Annotated in this window: 16 protein-coding genes; 4 read left to right on the plus strand and 12 right to left on the minus strand. The window is 60.0% G+C overall.

Features of this window, described 5'->3' with window-relative positions:
- Positions 1–143: 143 nt before the first annotated feature.
- From hemW to holA, 3 genes are all read right to left on the minus strand, one after another.
- Positions 144–1316 (minus strand): radical SAM family heme chaperone HemW, encoded by a 1173-nt coding sequence (gene hemW, locus H6A20_RS06275; protein WP_204906278.1) that lies wholly within the window; start codon positions 1314–1316, stop codon positions 144–146.
- 11 nt (positions 1317–1327) lie between these two features.
- Entirely contained in the window at positions 1328–3160 is a 1833-nt protein-coding gene (gene lepA, locus H6A20_RS06280; protein WP_204906279.1) for a translation elongation factor 4, read from the minus strand.
- Between the two features lie 74 nt (positions 3161–3234).
- Positions 3235–4218 (minus strand): DNA polymerase III subunit delta, encoded by a 984-nt coding sequence (gene holA, locus H6A20_RS06285; protein WP_204906280.1) that lies wholly within the window; start codon positions 4216–4218, stop codon positions 3235–3237.
- A 153-nt stretch (positions 4219–4371) separates the two neighbouring features.
- Here holA and H6A20_RS06290 point away from each other — a divergent pair, with 153 nt between their 5' ends.
- The 3 genes from H6A20_RS06290 to H6A20_RS06300 are packed head-to-tail and all read left to right on the plus strand — an operon-like array spanning position 4372 to position 6987.
- Positions 4372–5520 carry an NAD(P)-dependent malic enzyme gene (locus H6A20_RS06290; protein ID WP_204906281.1) on the plus strand — a complete coding sequence of 383 codons (1149 nt, stop codon included), beginning with the start codon at positions 4372–4374 and terminating at the stop codon, positions 5518–5520.
- 5 nt (positions 5521–5525) lie between these two features.
- Entirely contained in the window at positions 5526–6482 is a 957-nt protein-coding gene (mnmL, locus tag H6A20_RS06295; RefSeq protein ID WP_204906282.1) for a tRNA modification radical SAM protein MnmL/YtqA, read from the plus strand.
- Positions 6475–6987 (plus strand): DUF4364 family protein, encoded by a 513-nt coding sequence (locus H6A20_RS06300; RefSeq protein WP_204906283.1) that lies wholly within the window; start codon positions 6475–6477, stop codon positions 6985–6987. The genes mnmL and H6A20_RS06300 overlap by 8 nt, the downstream gene beginning before the upstream one ends.
- Before the next feature lie 17 nt (positions 6988–7004).
- On the opposite strand, the gene H6A20_RS06305 is transcribed toward H6A20_RS06300, so the two are convergent.
- From H6A20_RS06305 to H6A20_RS06330, 6 genes are all read right to left on the minus strand, one after another.
- Positions 7005–8720 carry an ABC transporter ATP-binding protein gene (locus tag H6A20_RS06305; protein WP_204906284.1) on the minus strand — a complete coding sequence of 572 codons (1716 nt, stop codon included), beginning with the start codon at positions 8718–8720 and terminating at the stop codon, positions 7005–7007.
- Positions 8721–8737: 17 nt separating this feature from the next.
- On the minus strand, positions 8738–9670 hold the full coding sequence (locus tag H6A20_RS06310; RefSeq protein ID WP_204906285.1) for a PLP-dependent cysteine synthase family protein: 933 nt from the start codon (positions 9668–9670) through the stop codon (positions 8738–8740).
- Positions 9671–9845: 175 nt separating this feature from the next.
- The gene (locus tag H6A20_RS06315; RefSeq protein ID WP_204906286.1) at positions 9846–10619 is read right to left on the minus strand and encodes an SseB family protein; all 774 of its coding nucleotides are present in this window, start codon (positions 10617–10619) and stop codon (positions 9846–9848) included.
- A gap of 87 nt (positions 10620–10706) precedes the next feature.
- Complete coding sequence (locus tag H6A20_RS06320) at positions 10707–12653, minus strand: DUF5107 domain-containing protein (RefSeq protein WP_204906287.1); 1947 nt, start codon at positions 12651–12653, stop codon at positions 10707–10709.
- 90 nt (positions 12654–12743) lie between these two features.
- Complete coding sequence (locus H6A20_RS06325) at positions 12744–14450, minus strand: S8 family serine peptidase (protein ID WP_204906288.1); 1707 nt, start codon at positions 14448–14450, stop codon at positions 12744–12746.
- 65 nt (positions 14451–14515) lie between these two features.
- Complete coding sequence (locus H6A20_RS06330) at positions 14516–15532, minus strand: glycosyltransferase family 2 protein (RefSeq protein WP_204906289.1); 1017 nt, start codon at positions 15530–15532, stop codon at positions 14516–14518.
- A gap of 184 nt (positions 15533–15716) precedes the next feature.
- Between H6A20_RS06330 and H6A20_RS06335 the strand changes: the two genes are divergently transcribed.
- On the plus strand, positions 15717–16940 hold the full coding sequence (locus H6A20_RS06335; protein WP_204906290.1) for a 6-phosphofructokinase: 1224 nt from the start codon (positions 15717–15719) through the stop codon (positions 16938–16940).
- 79 nt (positions 16941–17019) lie between these two features.
- On the opposite strand, the gene H6A20_RS06340 is transcribed toward H6A20_RS06335, so the two are convergent.
- The 3 genes from H6A20_RS06340 to H6A20_RS06350 all read right to left on the minus strand — a co-directional run bounded on the left by H6A20_RS06340 (position 17020) and on the right by H6A20_RS06350 (position 20040).
- The gene (locus tag H6A20_RS06340; RefSeq protein ID WP_204906291.1) at positions 17020–17898 is read right to left on the minus strand and encodes a MurR/RpiR family transcriptional regulator; all 879 of its coding nucleotides are present in this window, start codon (positions 17896–17898) and stop codon (positions 17020–17022) included.
- Positions 17899–17973: 75 nt separating this feature from the next.
- Positions 17974–18636 (minus strand): HD domain-containing protein, encoded by a 663-nt coding sequence (locus H6A20_RS06345; protein ID WP_204906292.1) that lies wholly within the window; start codon positions 18634–18636, stop codon positions 17974–17976.
- A 30-nt stretch (positions 18637–18666) separates the two neighbouring features.
- Positions 18667–20040, minus strand: coding sequence for a PhoH family protein (locus tag H6A20_RS06350; protein WP_204906293.1), 1374 nt, complete (start codon positions 20038–20040; stop codon positions 18667–18669).
- Between the last annotated feature and the right edge of the window lie 509 nt (positions 20041–20549).

Genomic DNA, 20549 nt, shown 5'->3' on the forward strand with positions numbered 1-20549 from the left:
GTAAAAAAAAAGTGCTCCTGTCTGGTAAACCGGAGCACTATTTTTATTGCTTACAGCTTTGCCGGCGGTCAGGTGTAGGCTGACTGACGGCTCCCTTGTTAAATATATTATAGCCGGCGCTTTCTCATGTGTCAAATCCTATCTTATCGATCTTTCTCCCCGCTGTCCCCCTTCTCCTCATCCAGCAGAAATTCGCTCATCACCAGGTTGCTGACATCGATCCCCCGCTTTGTCAGCCGCACCCTATCTTCCTCCTTCACAAGAAGACCCTCCCGGCACAGGGTTTCGATCTCTTTTCCGTAGACATCTTCCATCTTTGTCTGAAACTGCTCCCGGAAGCGGCGGCGGGACACGCCTTCCATCTTCCGCAGTCCCAAGAACATGAACTCCTCCATGGCGTCCTTCTCAGTGAGAACGACCGGCTCCTCTCCTTCTGTCCACCGTTTCCCGTCCAGGAGGGAGGCGGCTCCCACGCCGATGCCCAGGTACTCCCTTCTGTCCCAATATCCCAGATTGTGCCTGCACTCGCAGCCGGGCAGGGCGTAGTTGGAGATCTCATAGCGGTGGTAGCCGTACCCGGACAGGATTTCCTCCGTCCTCTCATACATGCGCCGCTCGGTATCCTCATCCGGCAGCTCCTCCCCGTGCTCCCCGCTCCCGTATCTCTCATAGAAGGGCGTTCCCTCCTCGATGATGAGGCTGTAGGCGGAGATGTGGGTGGGCGGCGGGGTAAGCCCCGCCGCCGCGTGCAGGGTCCGCTCCCAGCTCTTCTCACTCTGGAAGGGGATGGCGGACATGAGGTCCACATTCAGGTTGGAAAACCCGGCCTCCGCGACCGCCTGCCATGTCTCCAGGAAGTCCCGGAAGGTGTGGATCCGCCCCAGGGCTTTCAGCTCCCGGTCCTCCGCCGACTGCAGGCCGATGCTCAGCCGGTTGACCCCCGCCTGCCTCCAGGCTTCCAGCTTCTCCCGCGAAAGGTTCTCAGGCCCGGACTTTCCGCCCTGCGCCCCGGCCACGGTGGCCGGGTTTACCTCCAGGGTGATCTCCGCATCCGCGTCCACGGCGAAGGTCTCCCGGACCGCCCGGAAGATGGCGAGGACCTGCTGCCCGGTCAGGATGGAGGGGGTGCCCCCACCTACGAAAATGCTGACAACGTGATAAGCCTTCGCGGTGTCCCGGTAAGACCGGATCTTTCCGCAAAGGCTGTCCACATAGGCCTGCCGCTCCCCCTCTCCGGCGGGAGCGGACAGGAAATCGCAGTATTTGCATTTCTGTACGCAGAACGGAATGTGCAGGTACAATTCCAGTTCTCTCATAGCGCTTCTCCTTATTTGTCGTCCAGTTTCAGCACGCTCATAAAGGCTTTCTGCGGGATCTCCACATTGCCCACCTGGCGCATCCGCTTCTTGCCTTCCTTCTGTTTCTCCAGAAGCTTTCTCTTCCGGCTGATATCGCCGCCGTAACACTTGGCGAGCACGTCCTTGCGCAGCGCCTTCACTGTCTCGCGGGCGATGATCTTGCTGCCGATGGCGGCCTGGATCGGGATCTCGAAGAGCTGGCGCGGGATCTCCTCCTTCAGCTTCTCGCACATTTTCCTTCCCCTCTCGTAAGCGGTGCCGGCATGCACGATAAAGGACAGGGCGTCCACTTCCTCCTTGTTGATCAGGATGTCCAGCTTTACCAGCTCGGACCTCTGGTATCCCAGCATCTCGTAGTCAAAGGATGCGTAGCCCCTGGACCGGGACTTGAGGGCGTCAAAGAAATCGTAGATGATCTCGTTGAGGGGCAGATGGTAGTGGAGCACGGCCCTTGTCGCCTCGATATACTCCATGCCCTGGTACTCGCCCCGCCTCTCCTGGCAGAGCTCCATGATGGAACCAATGTACTCCGAGGTGACCATGATCTCCGCCTTCACCATGGGCTCCTCCATGTACTCGATCTCAGAGGGATCCGGCAGGTTGGACGGGTTGGTCAGCTCGATCACCTCGCCGTTCGTCTTGTACACCTTGTAGATAACGCCGGGCGCTGTCGTCACCAGGTCCAGCCCGTACTCCCGCTCCAGCCTCTCCTGTATGATCTCCAGGTGGAGAAGTCCCAGGAAGCCGCAGCGGAACCCAAAGCCGAGGGCCACCGACGTCTCCGGCTCAAACTGGAGGGAGGCGTCGTTGAGCTGGAGCTTTTCCAGCGCGTCCCGAAGATCCGGGTACTTGGCCCCGTCCGCCGGGTACATGCCGCAGTATACCATGGGCTGCACCTTCTTGTAGCCGGGCAGGGGCTCCGCGCAGGGGCGCTGCGCGCTCGTCACGGTGTCGCCCACCCGGGTATCCTTCACGTTCTTTAAGCTGGCGGTAAAATACCCGACCATGCCCGCTTCCAGCTCCTCGCAGGGGATGAACTGCCCTGCGCCGAAGTATCCCACTTCCACCACGTCGGCCGTCGTGCCCGTGGCCATCATGTGGATCGGCATCCCCTTGCGGATGGTCCCCTCCATGATGCGGCAGAATACGATCACGCCCTTGTAGGAGTCATAGACAGAGTCGAAGATCAGCGCCTTGAGGGGCGCCTCCGGGTCCCCGGTGGGCGCCGGGATCTTCTCGATCACCTGCTCCAGCACCTGCTCCACGTTGAGGCCTGTCTTGGCGGAGATAAGAGGCGCATCCTGGGCCTCGATGCCGATCACGTCCTCGATCTCCTCGATGACCCGCTCCGGCTCCGCGCTCGGCAGGTCCACTTTGTTGATGACCGGCATCACGTCCAGGTCGTGGTCCAGCGCAAGGTACACGTTGGCCAGCGTCTGGGCCTCCACGCCCTGGGCCGCGTCCACCACCAGGATGGCGCCGTCGCAGGCCGCCAGGCTCCTGGACACCTCGTAGTTGAAATCCACATGGCCCGGCGTGTCGATCAGGTTGAAGATGTACTCCTGGCCGTCCTTCGCCTTGTAGACCGTGCGGACCGCCTGGGATTTGATGGTGATGCCCCTCTCCCGCTCCAGATCCATGTTGTCCAGCACCTGGGACTGCATCTCCCGGCTTGTGAGAAGCCCGGTCATCTCAATGATCCGGTCCGCCAGGGTGGATTTCCCGTGGTCGATGTGGGCGATGATACAAAAATTTCGGATTCTGCTCTGCTCGATTGCTCCCAATTCTATCGTTCCTTCCATTTATATTCCATGTATGTTCCTGCGAAATTACCGCCTGTAATCATAGCATGCCGCGGCCTCTTTGGCAAGCGCCGTCACGCCCGGGCGCTGTATTTTACGATAAAGATCTCCACGCTCATGACCGGATCCAGCCGGCCTGACTTGGCCGCCTCCTCCAGATCCGCCCCGTCTTCCAGGATCTCCCGGAGCTGCTGCCCCGAAAATCCGCGGCTCTGCTGCATGCACTTCCCAGCCACGTAGGGGTGAATGCCCGCGCCCTTTGCGATCTGCGCCTTCCCCTGTCCCTGCCGCATCAGGTCCTTCACCTCCAGAAGAAGCCGGAACTGCCGCGTGAGCAGGGCGAGGATCTTAAGAGGCGGCTCCCGGAGCGCGACCAGGTCGTAGTAGTAGTCAAGCGCCTTCTTCTGCTCTTTTTGCGCCACCGCGTCCACCATCTCAAAGATCCGGTTCTCCAGCCGGGTCGTACAGATCTCCTCCACATCCTGCGAGGTGATCTCCTCCCGGGAGGCCGTGTAGGAGAAAAGCTTCTCCAGCTCCTGCTCCAGGTTCTCCATATCCGTTCCGGCCCGGGAGAGGAGAAGGTGCACCGTATCCTCCCGGATCTTCTTGTTCTCCCGCTTCACCGCGGAGGCGATCCAGAGGGTGAGCGTCCGCTCATCCTGGTACCCAAGCTCCACGACGCTGCCTCTGTCCTTCACCGCCTTGTAGAGCCTGCCTCTCTTATCCACTTCCGACTCCACAAAAAGGAGGAGCACCGTATCCGGCATGACCCGGATGTAGTCCGCCAGCTCCTGGGAGGCTGTCTTGAAAAAGCCGGAGTTCTCTATCACGATGAGCCGGCGCTCGGCAAAGAAGGGCATGGTCTCCGCCAGGTCGATGATCTCAGGCACAGGGATGTTTTTCCCCTCGTAGTAGGCGTAGTTCATCGTGTCCCCTTCCGGGATGGCCGCCCTGCGGATCCGGTTCCTGTACTGCCTCTTCAGGTAAGCCTCCTCCCCGCAGAGGAGGTACACGTTCTTCAGTTTTCCTGTCTTCAGATCTTCATTTAACTGCTTCATGAGGATTATTATAAGCGATAACGCCCTTCTTTGACAAGAGCGCGCCGCACACCTGGCGCCCCGGCAGATGAATTTGTATTGCGCCGCCCCGGCCCGGATGGTATGATTATAGACAGTGAGATTTGCTAATTCTATAGAAGAAGGTGGTTCGAGATGACAATACAGGAAAAAGCACTGGAAATGCACAGAGAATGGAACGGAAAACTGGAGACCACGGCCAAGGCGCACGTGAACTCCCGGGAGGATCTCTCCATCGCCTACACCCCCGGCGTAGCCGAGCCCTGCAAGGTGATCGCGAAGGATCCGGAGGCCGCCTACACCTACACCATGAAGGCCAACACCGTGGCCGTCGTATCCGACGGCAGCGCGGTCCTCGGGCTTGGCAACATCGGCGCCCTGGCGGCTATGCCGGTGATGGAGGGCAAGGCCGTCCTCTTCAAGGAGTTCGGCGGCGTCAACGCGGTCCCCATCTGCCTGGACACCCAGGATACAGAGGAGATCATCCGGACAGTCGTGAACATCGCGCCTGCCTTCGGCGGCATCAACCTGGAGGACATCAGCGCCCCCCGGTGCTTTGAGATCGAAGCCCGCTTAAAAGAACTGCTGGACATCCCCGTCTTCCACGACGACCAGCACGGCACGGCCATCGTCGTCCTGGCCGGCATCATCAACGCCATGAAAGTCACCGGCAAAAAGAAGGAGGAGGCGCGCGTGGTCGTAAACGGGGCGGGCAGCGCCGGCGTGGCCATCACAAAACTGCTCCTCACCTACGGCTTTTCCCATGTGACCATGTGCGATATAAACGGCATCATCACCGAGGGCGCTGAGCACCTGAACTGGATGCAGCAGGAGATGGCGAAGGTCACCAACCTGGAGCACCAGACCGGCTCTTTAGCGGACGCGCTCCGGGGCGCAGACATCTTTGTCGGGGTGTCTGCCCCCGGTATTGTGACGGAGGAGATGGTGGCCTCCATGAACCGGGACGCCATCCTCTTTGCCATGGCAAACCCGGTGCCGGAGATCATGCCTGACCTGGCCAAAAAGGCGGGCGCCAGAGTGGTCGGCACCGGCCGCTCCGACTTCCCCAACCAGGTCAACAACGTGGTGGCCTTCCCCGGCATCTTCCGGGGCGCCCTGGAAGGGCGGGCCACGCAGATCACAGAGGAGATGAAGCTGGCCGCCGCCCACGCCATCGCCGGCCTTGTGCCGGACGGGGAACTTGGTGAGGACAACATTCTCCCCGAGGCCTTTGATCCCCGGGTGGCGGACGCGGTGAGCCGCGCCGTAAAGGAGCTGATCTGATCCCCATGGAGCAGCTTGAAGCAAGAAGCGCCCCGCGGCGCTGGGGGGAGAAGCCCTACCGCTCCCTGGATTATCACATCCGCAGCACCTTCGGTGAGAAACTCTACAAGATCTCCCTGGACGCAGGCATGTCCTGCCCCAACCGGGACGGGACGCTGGGAACGGGCGGCTGCATCTTCTGCAGCCGGGGCGGGTCCGGCGACTTTGCCGCAGACCGTTCCCTGTCCGTCACAGAGCAGATCCGGACCGGCAAGCGCCAGGCGGCCGGGAAGTTTAAGGGCACGGGCTATATCGCCTACTTTCAGGCCTACACCAACACCTACGCCCCGCCGGAGACGCTCCGCAGCATCTTCCTGGAAGCGGCAGAACACCCGGATATCCGGGCTCTCTCCATCGCCACGAGGCCGGACTGCCTGGGCCCGGAAGTGCTGGAAGTGCTGGCGCAGGTGCGCCGGGTCAGACCTGTGTGGGTGGAGCTGGGCCTGCAGACGGTCCATCCCGGGACCGCAGCCTTCATCCGCAGGGGCTATGAGCTCCCCGTCTTTGAGAGGGCGATCCGGGATCTCCGGAGCCTTGGCCTTGACGTCATCGTCCATGTGATCCTCTTTCTTCCGGGTGAGACGCCGGAAGATATGTACGCCACCGTAGGCTATTTAAACCGCATGGATATCCAGGGCATCAAACTGCAGCTTCTCCATGTTTTAAGAGGGACGGATCTGGCCGCATACTATGAGGCACACCCGTTTCACATCCCCGCAATGGAGGAATACTTTCACGTACTGGGGGAGTGCCTCCTCAGGCTGCGCCCGGACATCACCGTGCACCGGCTCACCGGGGACGGCCCGAAGCAGCTGCTTGTCGCCCCGCTGTGGACCGGGAACAAGCGGGAGGTGCTGAACCGGCTCCACGCATATCTGAAACGCCAGGACATCTGGCAGGGAAGGAGTTATATACATGGCTGAACCATTTACACTTTACAAGCTGATCGTACTGTACATGCTGGACAAGGTGGATTTCCCCCTGACAAACGCCCAGATCTCTGACTTCATCCTGGACAAGGGCTACACCACCTACTTCAAACTGCAGCAGGCGCTGAGCGAGCTGGCCCAGTCCGGCTTCATCCGGGAGGAAGCCACCCACAGCAGGACGTTCTACCACCTGACCGAGGAGGGGGAGGAGACGATCCGCTTCTTCAGCGGCAAGATCTCCGAGGCCATCCGCGGGGACATCGACGCATTCCTCAAAGAGAAGCACTACGAGCTGAAGAACGAGGTCGCTGTGAAAGCCGACTATTTCCCGGGAACCGGCGCGGAGTATGTGGTCCGCTGCCAGGTGATCGAGGGCGGCCAGCCCCTCATCGATCTGGCCCTCACGGTCCCCTCCGAGGCGGAGGCGCAGACCATCGCCAACAACTGGAACAAAAAAAATCAGGAGGTCTATGCACTCATCATGCAAAACCTCCTGTAAAGGGATACCCCGCAGGGCTACCGCAGCTCCTGCGTGTGGTACAGGCGGGCGTACTGCCCGTCTTTTTTTATGAGTTCTTCGTGGGTGCCGCTCTCCTGGATCCGGCCCTCGTCTATGAGGATGATCCGGTCCGCGTCCCGCACCGTGGCAAGCCGGTGGGCGATGATGAGGGTTGTCCGCCCCTCCCGCAGCTCGTCAAAACTTTTCTGGATGTAGCTCTCCGTCACCGTATCCAGGGCGGAGGTGGCCTCGTCCAGGATCAGGATCTTCGGATCCTTCAGGAAAATGCGGGCAATGGCGATCCTCTGCTTCTGCCCGCCCGAGAGCATGGTGCCCCGCTCGCCGATGTACGTGTCAAATCCCTTCGGCATCTCCATAATGTCGTCAAAGATCTCCGCCTTCTTCGCCGCGCGCACGACCTCCTCGTAGGAGGCGTCCGGCTTTCCGTAGCGGATGTTCTCATAGACCGTGTCCGCAAACATGAACACATCCTGCTGCACGATGCCGATGTTGTCGCGCAGGGACCGCTTCCTCACATCCCGCACGTCGGTGCCGTCGATGCGGATGCTTCCCTCCGTCACGTCGTAAAAACGGGGGATCAACTGGCACAGCGTCGTCTTGCCGCCGCCGGAATGGCCCACCACCGCCACGGTCTGTCCGGGCGTGATGTGCAGATCCACGTGGGTGAGCACCTCCGCGCTCCCGTCGTAGGAGAAGCTGACATCCTCCATGTCAATGCGCCCCTCCGTCACCGTCAGCTCCGCCGCGTCCTCCTTCTCCTGTACCGCCGGCTGTATGGCCATCAGCTCCATGAAGCGGCGAAGGCCCGCCGTGCCGTTGGTGAAGATCTCCGCGAAGTTGGACAGCTTCCGCACCGGCGTGATGAAGGCGCTGATATACAGGTTAAAGGTGATGAGGTCCACATAGTTCATCTCCCCCTGCATGATGAGCCAGCCGCCGTAGGCGATGACCGTCACCGGCATGATGCACATGAAGAACTCCAGGGATGCATTGAAGCGCCCCATGGCTTTGTAGTACCCGCTCTTGGAGTTCTTGAACACGTCGTTGGAGTGATCAAACCGGGCCTGGTCCACATCCTCGTTTGCAAACGCCTTGGACGTGCGGATGCCGGAGATGCAGGACTCAATGTCCGCGTTGATGGACGCCATCTTCTGCTTGACCTGCAGGGAGGCGTCCGCCATGCTCCGGCGGCACACCATAACCACCACAAGAAAGATGGGGATGATCACAGCCACCACCAGGGCCAGCCGCCACTCCATGGAGAACATGACGCCCAGCGCCCCCACGATGGTGAGGACGGAGATCAGCAGATCCTCCGGCCCGTGGTGGGACAGCTCCGTGATCTCAAAGAGGTCCCCCGTGAGGCGGTTCATCAGTTTTCCGGTGCGGTTGGCGTCATAGAACTCAAAGTCCAGCTCCTGCAGATGGCGGAACAGGTCCCGCCGGATATCCGCCTCCACCCGCACGCCGAATGTGTGGCCCCAGTAGGTCATGACATAGTTGCACACAGAGCGCAGCACGTAGCTGACCGCCACGATGCCCATCACTGTGAAAAATGCGCCGTACAGTTTATCCGGCAGCATCTCGTACATGGCGTGCCGGGACACGAGGGGGAACGCAAGGTCCACCGCCGCCACAAAGACCGCGCAGCACATGTCGAGGATGAAGATGCCCATATGGGGCTTAAAATAAGAAATCAAAGTCCGGAACATGCCGTTTTCTCCTTCTCTTACTCATCAAACAGTTCGGTGGAAAAATACCGCTCCGCCGTGTCGGCCAGGATCGTCACCACCGTCTTCCCTTTCCCGAGCTCCCGGGCCATCCGGCGGGCCACCGCCACATTGGTGCCGCTGGAGATGCCGCACATAAGGCCTTCCCTGGAGGCGAGCTCCCGGGCCGTCTCTATGGCCTCCTCATCGGTCACGATCTCGATGCGGTTGTAGATCTTCTGGTCCAGGATGTCGGGGATCACACCGTCCCCGATGCCCATCTGGATGTGGGTGCCCACAGCGCCGCCGGAGAGGATGGCCGCATGCTCCGGCTCCGCCGCCCAGACTTCCATATCCGGATTGGCCGCCCGGAGGGCCTGCCCCACGCCGGTGATGGTGCCGCCTGTGCCGATGCCCGAGCAGAATCCGTGGATGGGAATGCCTGCCTGCTCCAGGATCTCCCGCCCGGTCTGCTCCCTGTGGGCCCATGTGTTTGCCTCGTTGGCAAACTGCTGGGGCACATACACCTTCGGGTCGGCAGCCGCCATGGCGAGGGCGGTCTGCATGCACTCGTCAATGCACTTGCCGATGTTGCCCGCGTCGTGGATCAGCTTCACTTCCGCCCCGTAGTGCTTTACAAGCTTCCTTCTCTCCTCACTGACAGAGTCCGGCATGATGATGATGGTCCTGTACCCTTTCACCGCGCCGATCAGCGCCAGGCCGATGCCCTGGTTGCCGCTCGTGGGCTCCACGATGGTGTTCTCCCCGGGCCGGATCCGTCCCTGTTTCTCCGCCGTCTCGATCATGGCAAGGGCAGTCCTCGTCTTGATGGACCCGCCCGCGTTCATGGCCTCGAATTTCACAAGAATCTGGGCGTCCTGCGGCCCTGTCATATGGTTCAGGCGGATGAGGGGAGTCTGTCCCGTCGCTTCCAGTATGTTGCCGTATATCATATCTCTCGTCTCCTCTTCTTTTCTGTCTTCTGTATACTATCTTATGCGTGGCGGCTTTCCCTGTTCCGCAAATCACCGGAAGTTCCGAAAGGCACATTCCGGGATTGTAGGCGGTCGCCAAGGTCTCGGGCAAGCCCGGACTTTGGCTCGTCGCCAGTACAAGAAATAGGAGCCTCTACTGCTCCTGCTTCTTCGGGCGCGCGATGTGGAAGGGGATATTGACCCCCATGGGATTGACCAGCACGCCCTTCGCCTCCGGGGCCAGGATCTCCGGGATCTTCGCGTACTCGATCAGCGCTGTCCTGTATGTGTTCTTCCGGTTGAACTTGCGGAACTCGTCCGGATCCGTGAAGATGGGCTGGAACACGGAGCCGTCCTTCTGCTTCAGGACAGGCAGTCCCTTGCCGTCCTCCACGGCGATCAGGAATTTCCCCTTCTGGAGATCCACCAGCATCTCCTCCTGCATCTCCCTGAGCTCCTCCGTCATCTCCTGCTTCGGATCCTTGCGCATCTGCTGCATGAAATAGAGGGCCGTGAGATGGAACTGGGGGTTCTCCACCCATTTCTTCCCGTCCGGCAGGTGGTCCATATCCGGCCGTTTCACCAGGTCTCCCAACTGGATGTGGATCTCGTCCTCCAGCCCCTTGTTGACCGCCAGGGCATTGACGCCCATGGGGAAAAGGCTCGCGTAGAAGGAGAGCAGGTGCCGCTTCTCCACCTTGACGATGCGCACCGGATCCTTCTGCACAAGGAGCAGCTTCCCGCCCTTCTGGGCATCCTCCTCTGTCCGGTAGAGGAGGACTTCATCGTCGAATGTCCCCGGATCGCAGAATACAAAAGGCATCCTTGTGTGCCCGGAGAGGAGGACGAACACGGCCTGTGCCTCCCGCAGGAATGCCAGGGTCTTCTGCTTCTCCCCGGCTGCCTGTGTATGTTTTTCTTCTTTCATCGGAATTAGTCCTTTCTCTGTTATCTGGCTTGTAACCCGCCTTTTATCATACATCATCCGGCGGGGAAATTCAACTGCGCACGCGCCCTACAGTGCGTTGAAATCATATCGGTCCGGCACCGGCACGGGCCGTCCCGTCACTTTCTCCTGCAGGGACGTATAGAGCTGCCCGATGGAGTCCTCCCCCTCCCGGATGTCGTCCATCACAAGGCCCCCGTCCGCCTCCAGAAGCGCCAGCGCCTCTTTCCACTCTCCCAGGTCACGGAGTGCGGATATATAGTAGAACCTGAGCCGGCCGTCTCCTGCGAGGGCGCCATCCAGGCACGCATAGCACCTCCGGATCTCCTCCGCCTTATCAAGAAGGTGCAGCATCTTAAAGCCCTCCTTCATGTAGGAGAGTCTGTCCGCCCGGTCCGGCAGCTCCATGGCAAGCTCCATGCCGCGGCAGATGGCGCGCACGGCGTCCTCATATCTCTCCTCCCCGAGATGTGCGCAGGCCAGGGCGTGGAGCGTCCACGGGCTCTCCGCAAGCGCCAGGGATCTCTCCAGCGCCTGCACGGCCCCGGCATACCGGCCGGCCGCCGCAAGGCAGGCCCCCGCCTGGTAGAAGGCGTACCAGTTATCCCGGTTCTTCTCCTCCAGGGAGGCGAGAAGGAAGGGCAGGTTCTCCTCGTCGATCAGGAATTCATCGGGCCTGTCCTTCACATCCGGGCAGTGCAGGATCCCTGTCTCAAAGAACTTCCGCCACCTCGCAAAGGCGTCCCCTTCCGCCTGGAACGCAAGATGTCCGGTCCATCTGCCGGCGTTCCGGAACGCGCCGTACCCGCTGCCCGGCAGGACCAGCCGCGCCGGCTCCTTCGCCATCCCCCTCGTCTGCGCCAGGATCTCCTCCATGCGGGCGGGGATGCCTGCTTCCTGTATCCTCCCTGTGAGCGCCGCCGCCCGGCTCTCGTGGCCCGCCGCCATCTCCTCCGGCTCCATGCGGACAGCCCCGTAGCGCTCCAGCCACTCCCAGGCGGTGTGGGGCGCCATGGGAATGCAGCCGTACTGGGTCTTCCCGAGGCCGGCCTGGATCTCGATGTAGCGGCCCGCCCTGTCTGTGAGAAACGCCTGCCATCTGTCGGAACCGCCCTGATGCCCCCAGGAAAACAGCTTCCGGCTGCGCAGCCGGGCCGTGGACATCTGCAGGAGCCCGAACCCGTCCCGGTCCACATCCGCCACAAACTTAGGCGCCTCCCGGGGGATGTCGAAGAAGTAATCCACCGAGCGGGGGATCTCCTGATACGCCGTCACATCCACTCCGTCCACCACAGGGATATCCACCTTGTACACCGCGCCGTCCCGGTATGTAAACGCACTGCCGGCCGGCACGATGATGCGGCCGTCCTCATACTCCGGCACCGCCATGTTGCTCCACCAGTACATGGGGAGCACGTCCCCGCTCTCATTGACGATCCGCATCCGGCAGTTGAGGAAACGGTCCGTCTGCCCCAGCCAGAAGTCCATCTGGTACGTCACCTTCCGGATCCGCTCGTACTCGTACATCCGCAGCACCGGCTCCCCGCTCTCAAGCTGCGTCCGGGCCGTGTAGAGAGGCTCTGTGGTCAGGGGCGTGTGGCCGATGACGCCGATGTTCCACTCCACGCCGCCGCTGAACCAGGCGTTCCGGACGGCCAGGTTGCTGAACCGCAGCACATCGTTCGTGTACAGCAGGTTCCGGCCGCTCTCCTTATCCCACAGCTCCCAGAGGCGTCCGCCGTACTGCGGCAGGAACACAGCGGTCAGATAGTCGTTTTCCAGAACGGCCGTCTGCACGTCCCGCTCCTTCAGCTTCCTCGTGTAGCAGTTGTACTGCCGGTAGGGGTAGGCATTTTGCCTGCGCCCGTACCCTTCATATATCTCATCGTCCTCGTCCAGGCGGAACACGAGGTCGTTCTGCAGGATCCTCTCCCCGAGAAGGTCCGGCAGGCAGGACTCCCTGCCCAGGTCCGCCGCGCGCATGGTCTTTGTCTCAAATCGAAGTTCTGGTCTCATAATGTAAGTCTCCTTTGTCCGGCCGCCGGTCCGGGCGGCCATAGTTCTCCTGCTATCGTACCGCATTTTGGCAGTCCGGGCAATCCCCCTCTACCTTGTTTCCGGAATGCTGTCCCCGGCGCACAGGGCGCCGTACCCCACCAGGTTGTTCGGGTAGGCGCCGGACCCCGTAAGCTGCCGGGCGCCGCTTCGCAGGTACGCCTTCATCTTCTCCCCGTACAGATAGGGGTCGTTCCCCCGGACAATGCCCCACTCCATGAGAAGGGCCGCCGCTCCCGTCACAAAAGGCACGGCAAAAGAGGTGCCGGTGACCGCCGCCGTGCCGCCGCCCGGCACTCTCGTGACCACGCCCACCCCGGGAGCCGCAAGATCCGGCTTGGTGCGGTACCCCTCCCCCTCCCCGCCCCGGCCCGAGAAATCCGCATAGCTGAACGTGCGGCCGTTGTAGGCGCCGGCCGTGATCACCCGGGATGCGGTGGAGGGGATGGTGAAGGTGAACTCCTCCGAGGGGCGCAGGAAGCCGGTCCCCTCATTCAGGACCGCCTCCGAGGGCAGCCACATCTGATACCTTCCGTCCACCACCCGCTCCGCCTCCAGGACGATCTGCCATGTGCCGGCTGCGATGTAGGCGTCCGCCGGCAGAAGGTCGATGTAGATCTCCTGCAGCAGGCTGTAGGGGCTCGGCTCCCCGTAGTACAGAAGGATCTCCGTGGGCCCGATCCGGATCCGCTGGGCTCCCGCGCTGCGGCGCACCGGCCCTGTGCGGGCCCCGGAGGGCGTGATGAGGGAGAGCTGCACCTCGTCCGCATAGGTCTTCCAGATCTGGATGCTCATGGCCGTCTGCCGCTCCTGGACCGCCAGCTCCACCGCCGCGGTCTCCCCGGACGCCAGCCGCCCCTGGGCGTGCCCGGCGGCGCTGCCCTCATTGCCGGCCCCCACGCAGATGCAGCTCCGGCCCAGATTGGCCACATCGTCAATGTACCGCTCCAGAAGGGAGGTGCCGTCGTGTGCTCCGTATGTATTGCCGAAGCTGATGTTCAGAGCCAGGGGCATCCGGTACTCCAGCGCCTTCCTCACCGCGTAGTCGATGCCTGTCATCAGCTCCGTCGTCCTGGGGAACCCGTCCGCCCGGGGCACGCCCAGCTTTACCACGAGAAGGCTGCTCCCCGGCGCCGCTCCCCGGTACCGGACATCCCCGCCCCCGTTCCCCGCCGCGATGGCAGCCACGGAGGTGCCGTGGCCGGAGCTGTCGGCGACCGGGAGGAGCCCGTACCGCTCCGCCTCTGTCCCGGCCTTAAGGGCCCGGTCGATCTCCTCCTTCGTGTACTCTGTGCCTGACGACTGATCCCAGAGCGCCAGGATGCGGGTCGTGCCGTCCGCGTGGCAGAAATCCGGCAGCGTCCAGTCGATCCCCGAATCCAGCACTGCCACCAGCACCCCCTGTCCCGAAAGAGAAAGGCGCCCATCCTGCACCGCATCGATACAGGATACGCGCCTTCCGTCCGCCACCTGAAAAAAGAGGCGTTTTGGCTTCTCGATATACTCCACTTCCGGCAGGTCCGCCAGGGCTGGCAGGGCGGACTCCTTCACCGTGACGACCGCATACTCGTTGAGGAGCGGCGTCACACGCACGGCTGTCTCCCTGACCTTCTCCAGGCTGCCGGAATACTTCACGATCACATCCCACTCCCGCTCTATGGGATCATAGCCGGTCTCCAGCTCTCCGGACCTCTCCCTCTCCTCTTCCGTCGCGTCCAGCGCCAGATTCAAAAGGTTCTCGATCTTCTGTCCCGCCACCTTCCCTGCACGCTCCTTCGCCCTTTTACAGAGAATATATGCCGCGGCGGCGGCTTTATGCCTTCCTACTGGAACCCGATGAGCCGTCTTGCCACCAGATAGGCCAGGGAGGAGATCTTCCGTCCGGATCTGCCGGGCAGGTTCATGGTCTGTCCCAGGATGCCGTAGCGGATCTTGATGTAGGTCCCCGGGTCCTTCTTTCTCAGATAGATCCAGAGCTCCTTTTTCTTGTCCAGGTTCTCCTTCTCCTTCGAGCGGATGCAGAGAATGGAGGACACGGTCATCATGATGGCCAGGTAGTTGATCATGTATTTCTTCAGCTTCCTGTTCATGATCTCCTTCATCTGGTACATGTCGATCATCTTTTTCGTGACAAAGATCTGCTGGTCCAGACGCCGGATCATGACCTTCTCGTTGACGGACTGATCCTCCCGCCCGATGTAGTAGCGGTAGAAATCCTCATCCATGTAGTAAAGCCTGCGCACATGGGGCAGCGGATAGTACACATAGATGTTGTCCACGTAGAAGGTGTGCATCGGCAGCTTAAGCTGGCACAAAAGCAGCAGCTCGGTCCGGTAGATGACCGAGTGCATGAGGATGTACTGATCCAGATGGAAATGGCCGATGTCGGACCAGTGGAACACTTCATCCTGGGGCAGCACATTCCGGTAATGGATGCATTTCTTGTGCTCCGCCCCCTCCTTCTCGTACACGTAGTTGGCGATGAACATATCCACCTCCGTGCCTTCCTCCTCAAAGCCGCGCAGCACCTGCAGGATGCGGTGCAGGGACTCCTCGTTCACCCAGTCGTCGCTGTCCACCACCTTGAAATATTTTCCTGTGGCGTTGGCAAGCCCGCAGTTTACCGCGTCGCCGTGGCCGCCATTCTCCTTGTCGATCACTTTCACGATGTCCGGGTACTTCTTCGCATACTCGTGCCCGATCCGGGATGTGTCGTCTTTGGAACCGTCGTTGACGATGATGATCTCCACGTCCTCCCCGCCGGGCAGGATGCTCTCGATGGCGTGTGCCATATAGTCCTGGGAATTGTAGCACGGGATCGCAAATGAAATGTATTTCATACTTCTCTTCCTCCTGATGACACTAGTATATAGTATTCCCCCGCGTTTTCCAACTCAATCTTTGCAAAATCCGCAGCATACAATTGTAAAAATCCTGTTTTTCCGCTATAGTTATCTGTATAGGGCCGGCAGTCGCCGCACGGCACGGACACAGCCGGCTGACAAAGAGTTGGAGGAATCGAGTATGAAAAAAAATATCATCGTGGGACAGTCCGGAGGCCCCACAGCAGTCATCAACGGCAGCCTCTACGGCGTCGCATCGGAAGGGATCCGCAGGACCGATGAGATCGGCACGGTCTACGGCATGATCAACGGGATCGAGGGCTTTCTGCAGGGCAATTACATGGATCTTGGCGCCCTCGGCAAGACGAACGAGCTGGAGCTGGTGCGCACCACGCCGGGCGCCTACCTGGGCTCCTGCCGCTACAAGCTGCCGGAGGATCTGCACGACCCGGTGTACCCGGAACTGTTCCGCCGCTTCGCCGAGCTGAACATCAGCAGCTTCTTCTACATCGGCGGGAACGACTCCATGGATACCGTGAGCAAGCTGTCAAGGTACGCGGCATTCATGAACAGCCCCATCCGCTTCATCGGCGTTCCCAAGACCATTGACAACGACCTGGTGGAGACGGACCACACGCCCGGATACGGCAGCGCGGCCAAGTATGTGGCCACCACGGTCCGCGAAATCGCCATAGACGCCTCGGTCTATGACAACAAGCAGTCCGTCACCATCGTGGAGATCATGGGCCGCCACGCCGGATGGCTCACGGCCGCCAGCATGCTGGCCCGCAAGTTCAAGGGGGACAACCCGGTGCTCATCTACCTGCCGGAGGTCGCCTTTGACCAGGACGCCTTCATTGACAAAGTGGAGGAAGCCCTCCAGACAACGCCCAACCTTGTAGTGTGCATCTCCGAGGGCATCAACGACGGAAAGGGCACCTTCATCTGCGAGTACGCGAGCGACGTAGGCACCGACACCTTCGGGCACAAGATGCTCACCGGCTCCGGGAAGTACCTGGAGAACCTGGTGAAAGAGCGCCTGGGCGTCAAGGTCCGCTCCGTGGAGTTGAACGTCTGCCAGCGGTGCTCCTGCTCCCACCTGTCCCGGGTGGATCTGGACGAGGCGGTTAACGCCGGCGTCTACGCCGTACAGGCTGCCCTCGCCGGCGAGAGCGGGAAAATGGTCACTTTCATAAGAAACAAGAGCGTACCTTACGAGCTTTCCTACGGCACGGCGGATGTCAATATCATCTGCAATAAGGAAAAAGGTGTTCCCATGGAGTGGATCACAAATGACGGCTCTGACATCAGCGACGCCTTCATCGATTATGTGCGTCCCCTGACCCAGGGCCATGTGGAGCTGCCCACGAAGAACGGGATCCCGCTCTTCGCCTACAGGCGCTAGAGAGGCGGATCCGGTAAGAATAATAAAACAGGGAGGCCTGTAGATTTTCTACAGGTCCTCCCCGTCTGCGTCTCTCCTCCTACTGCGGCTTTTCTTCTTCGCTGTAGGCTCTCCTGGCCACGATCGAGCTGGTCTTTTGCAGTTTCTTTGAAAGCGCCCTGTAGTCCCGGTTCAGGACGCCCGCATACAGCATGTCCACAAGCGCAAGCTGCGAGATCCTGGAAAAGATCGTGTCCCCGTAAAAGAACTGCCGGTGACTGGCGCACAGCAGGATGTCCGCATACTTTGCGATCAGGGCGTTCTCGAAATTCGTCAGCACCAGCGTCCTGGCGCCGGCCTTTCTGGCCACCTGCATCATCTCCACCGTGTTTTTCGAGTAGCCCGAGTAGGAGATCCCGATGGCAAGATCGCCCTTTTTCAGATTGTCTGCGCTTACATGCTGCAGGTAATAGTCCGTGTACATCCTGCAGTTCAGCCCCAGGTACGTCAGCTTTGTCAAAAGGTCGTTGGCCGTGCAGATGGAGTTCTCCACACTGTAGATCACGATACTGTCCGCGTCCAGGATGGCGTCCACCGCCTGTATAAAGTCCTTCTTCCGGATGCACTGCAGTGTCTCTTCCAGCATCCGGACAGAGGTCGTGATGATCTTGCCCGGTATCTCCTCCAGCCTGTCGCTGGCGGACAGGCGGAAGCCGTACAGACCGATCCCGCCATCTTTGTCCTCCCCCTGGTTCCGGATCTCGTCCTGGAGCATCGCGTATTTAAAATCCCGGAAGCTCTGGTAGCCCACGGCTTTCACAAAGCGCACCACCGTTGGCTGGCTCACGCCCGCCTCCCTGGCGAGTTCCTCAATGAGGAGGCTGTCTGCTCCCCCCTGGTAGGAAAAGATATAATCTGCGACCTTGCGCTCGGATGGCCGCAGGGCCGTGTAAATATTCTGGATCTTCTGTTTTACCATATATGTCTCTCTTCTTTCCTGTAGAAAGTCTACGATTTCTCTCCTTTTTTTCCGGCCGGCTTCCCTGAGCCCCTCTCAGCAGAGCTTGCTCCCGTTTGCCACCAGCTTGAACCTGCATCCGAGCTGCTCCGCCGCCCTTCTGCACATGATCATCCGCTGCAGGAAGATCTCAAAATAGTCCATCACCGTGCAGATCGCGTCATCCAGCTCAAGTTCCATGCGGATCACCCGCTTCTCCCTGTCGATCGTCAGGCTGGATGCCAGGGCCGCGTAGTTCACCCGGTCGTGGATGTCAAAATTGGCGGGAACCGGGTTCTGCACCCGGTTCCTGCGCACATCTGTCTTATCCGCCAGGATGAGGGCTGCGGACACTTCGTCCACCGCGGTCCCCGTCTCCTCGTCGTGGTGCCCGATGGCGGTCATGACTGTCATGGCGTCCTGCAGCTCCATCCCCCGCTCCTTGAGGATCTGGTAGGCCAGGACCGCCCCGCTGTGGGGATGGTCATGCCGGTTTACACTGTTGCCGATATCGTGCATATAGCCGGCGATCTTTCCCAGCTCGATCCTGTGTCTGCCGTATCCGAGCTCTTTCAGGATCCGGGCCGCCGTCTCCGACACTCTGGCGGCATGTTTCCTGGAATGTTCTGTGTATCCCAGCTCTTTCAATATACTGTTTCCGTGTTCGATCAGCAGATTGATCTCCTCATCCTGCCGGATCTGTTTATATGTAACTGACACGCTTTCTTCCTCTCCTAACCTGTATCTTCTCTAAAGTCTCTGAATGGCGTCCATGGCCAGTTCGGAGCGCAGGCACTCCTCAGCCGTCATGGTGATCTGCCAGCATAAGGGGCTTCCCTTCATATGCTCGGATGCATAGCTGAGGCCGTTGGTGCGCTCATCCAGGAAGGGCCGGTCGATCTGGTCCGGGTCCCCGAGTAGGATGATCTTTGTGTCCTTCCCGGCTCTGGTGATGATCCCCTTGATCTGGTTGGGCGTCATGTTCTGGGCCTCATCTATAATAAGGTAGGTCTTGATGATGGACCTTCCCCGTATGTAGTTCATGGCCTCTGTCTGGATCAGTCCTCTTGCAAAGATCTCCTCGATCTTCCCCTGCAGCTCCTCCTCATTGGCGAACCGCTCGTCCTCGCTGGAATCGATGAGCTGCTCCAGATTGTCGATGACCGGGCGCATGAGCGGGGAGATCTTCTCCTGCTCATCCCCGGGCAGGAACCCGATGTCTGAGTCGAACTGGGCGTTGGGCCTGCACACAAGGATCCGCCGGTACTCTCCGGTTGGGTTATTGAGCACCTTCTCAAGGCCCACCGCCAGGGAGTAGAACGTCTTGCTCGTCCCCGCCATGCCCTTGACGATCACAAGGGGCGCCGTCTTTGCCGGCTGCATCAGCGCCTCCTGGAGGAAATACTGTCCCGCGTTCCTGGGCCGGATGCCGTAGGGCGTGCTCTTTTTGTACTCCAGCTTCCGGATCACGCCCCGCTCCACACGCCCCAACTGCGTCTTCTTCACAGACTGGTCTGCCCGCAGGATGACGAACTGATTTTCCGTAAGCTGCGGCGTCCGGCGCTCTCCCGCCTCATCGGTCACATAGACGCACCGGGCCGGGATCCCTTTCTTCTTAAAATCCTTAAAGCTCTCCTCCGGCGCAAACACTTCGATCCTGCCCCTGTACTGGTTCTCATTCTCAAACACCTGCTCTGTGGTGAAGTCCTCCGCAGCAATGCCCAGGATCTGCGCCTTGATCCGCAGCAGGATGTCCTTTGTCACAAGGATCACCTGCTCCTCATGGCTCCTCGCAAGCCCCAGGCACACCTTCAGGATCCGGTTGTCCATGATCTCCTCCGAGAGTTCCGGCGGGAGCGCCACATCCACGTAGTTTCTCTCCACACGGCAGTTTCCCCCGCCCGGCAGGTCCACTCCGGCAAGCAGGTCCCCCTTCTGCCGGAGCTGCTCCAGGAAACGGATGGCACGCCTGGCGCTCACCCCCCTCTCCCCCTCAGATTTTTTCAGACCGTCCAGCTCTTCCAGCACCGCCATGGGCAGGACGACCTGGTTGTCCTCAAAGCACCCGGCAGCGTAGGGCGCCTGGATCAGGACGTTCGTATCAAGCACGTAGATCTTTACCATAGAGTATCCCCTTTCCGGATCAGATAATTTTATCTACAGTATATCGTCCCTTCCCTATTTTCGAGATCAAGATCTTGTAAAATCTGTGTAAAACTTCATCTGTTCATAATTTGTTCATGTATCATTTAAAAATCTTTCATTTCTTGAACATTCTTTTTTCACAGCTTTCCCGTATACTAAAACCATCAAATAAATAAGATGCTTCGCAGTAGAAATACTTTTGTATAAACTTTTTCATAATACATGCCGGGGACTGAGCGATCGGTCACCCGGCATCCTCCCGTTTTACGGGGTTTTCGGGCTGCCGGAAAAAAATCTGGCACCCGGTTTTTTCTGTTATTTCACGCCACCTATACCAAATCAAAACATCAAAAGTCTCCTCGGATCACAACATCCACCTAAAAGAGGGTGTCGCAAAATCATCAAGTTAGATGATTGAGCGGCGCCCTCGCTCCGTTTATGGAAAAATCAGGAGAAAATCCTTTTGTTTGTGGACATTCTCCTGATTT

The organism is Mordavella massiliensis (assembly GCF_016901695.1).
Taxonomy (GTDB): domain Bacteria; phylum Bacillota; class Clostridia; order Lachnospirales; family Lachnospiraceae; genus Claveliimonas; species Claveliimonas massiliensis_A.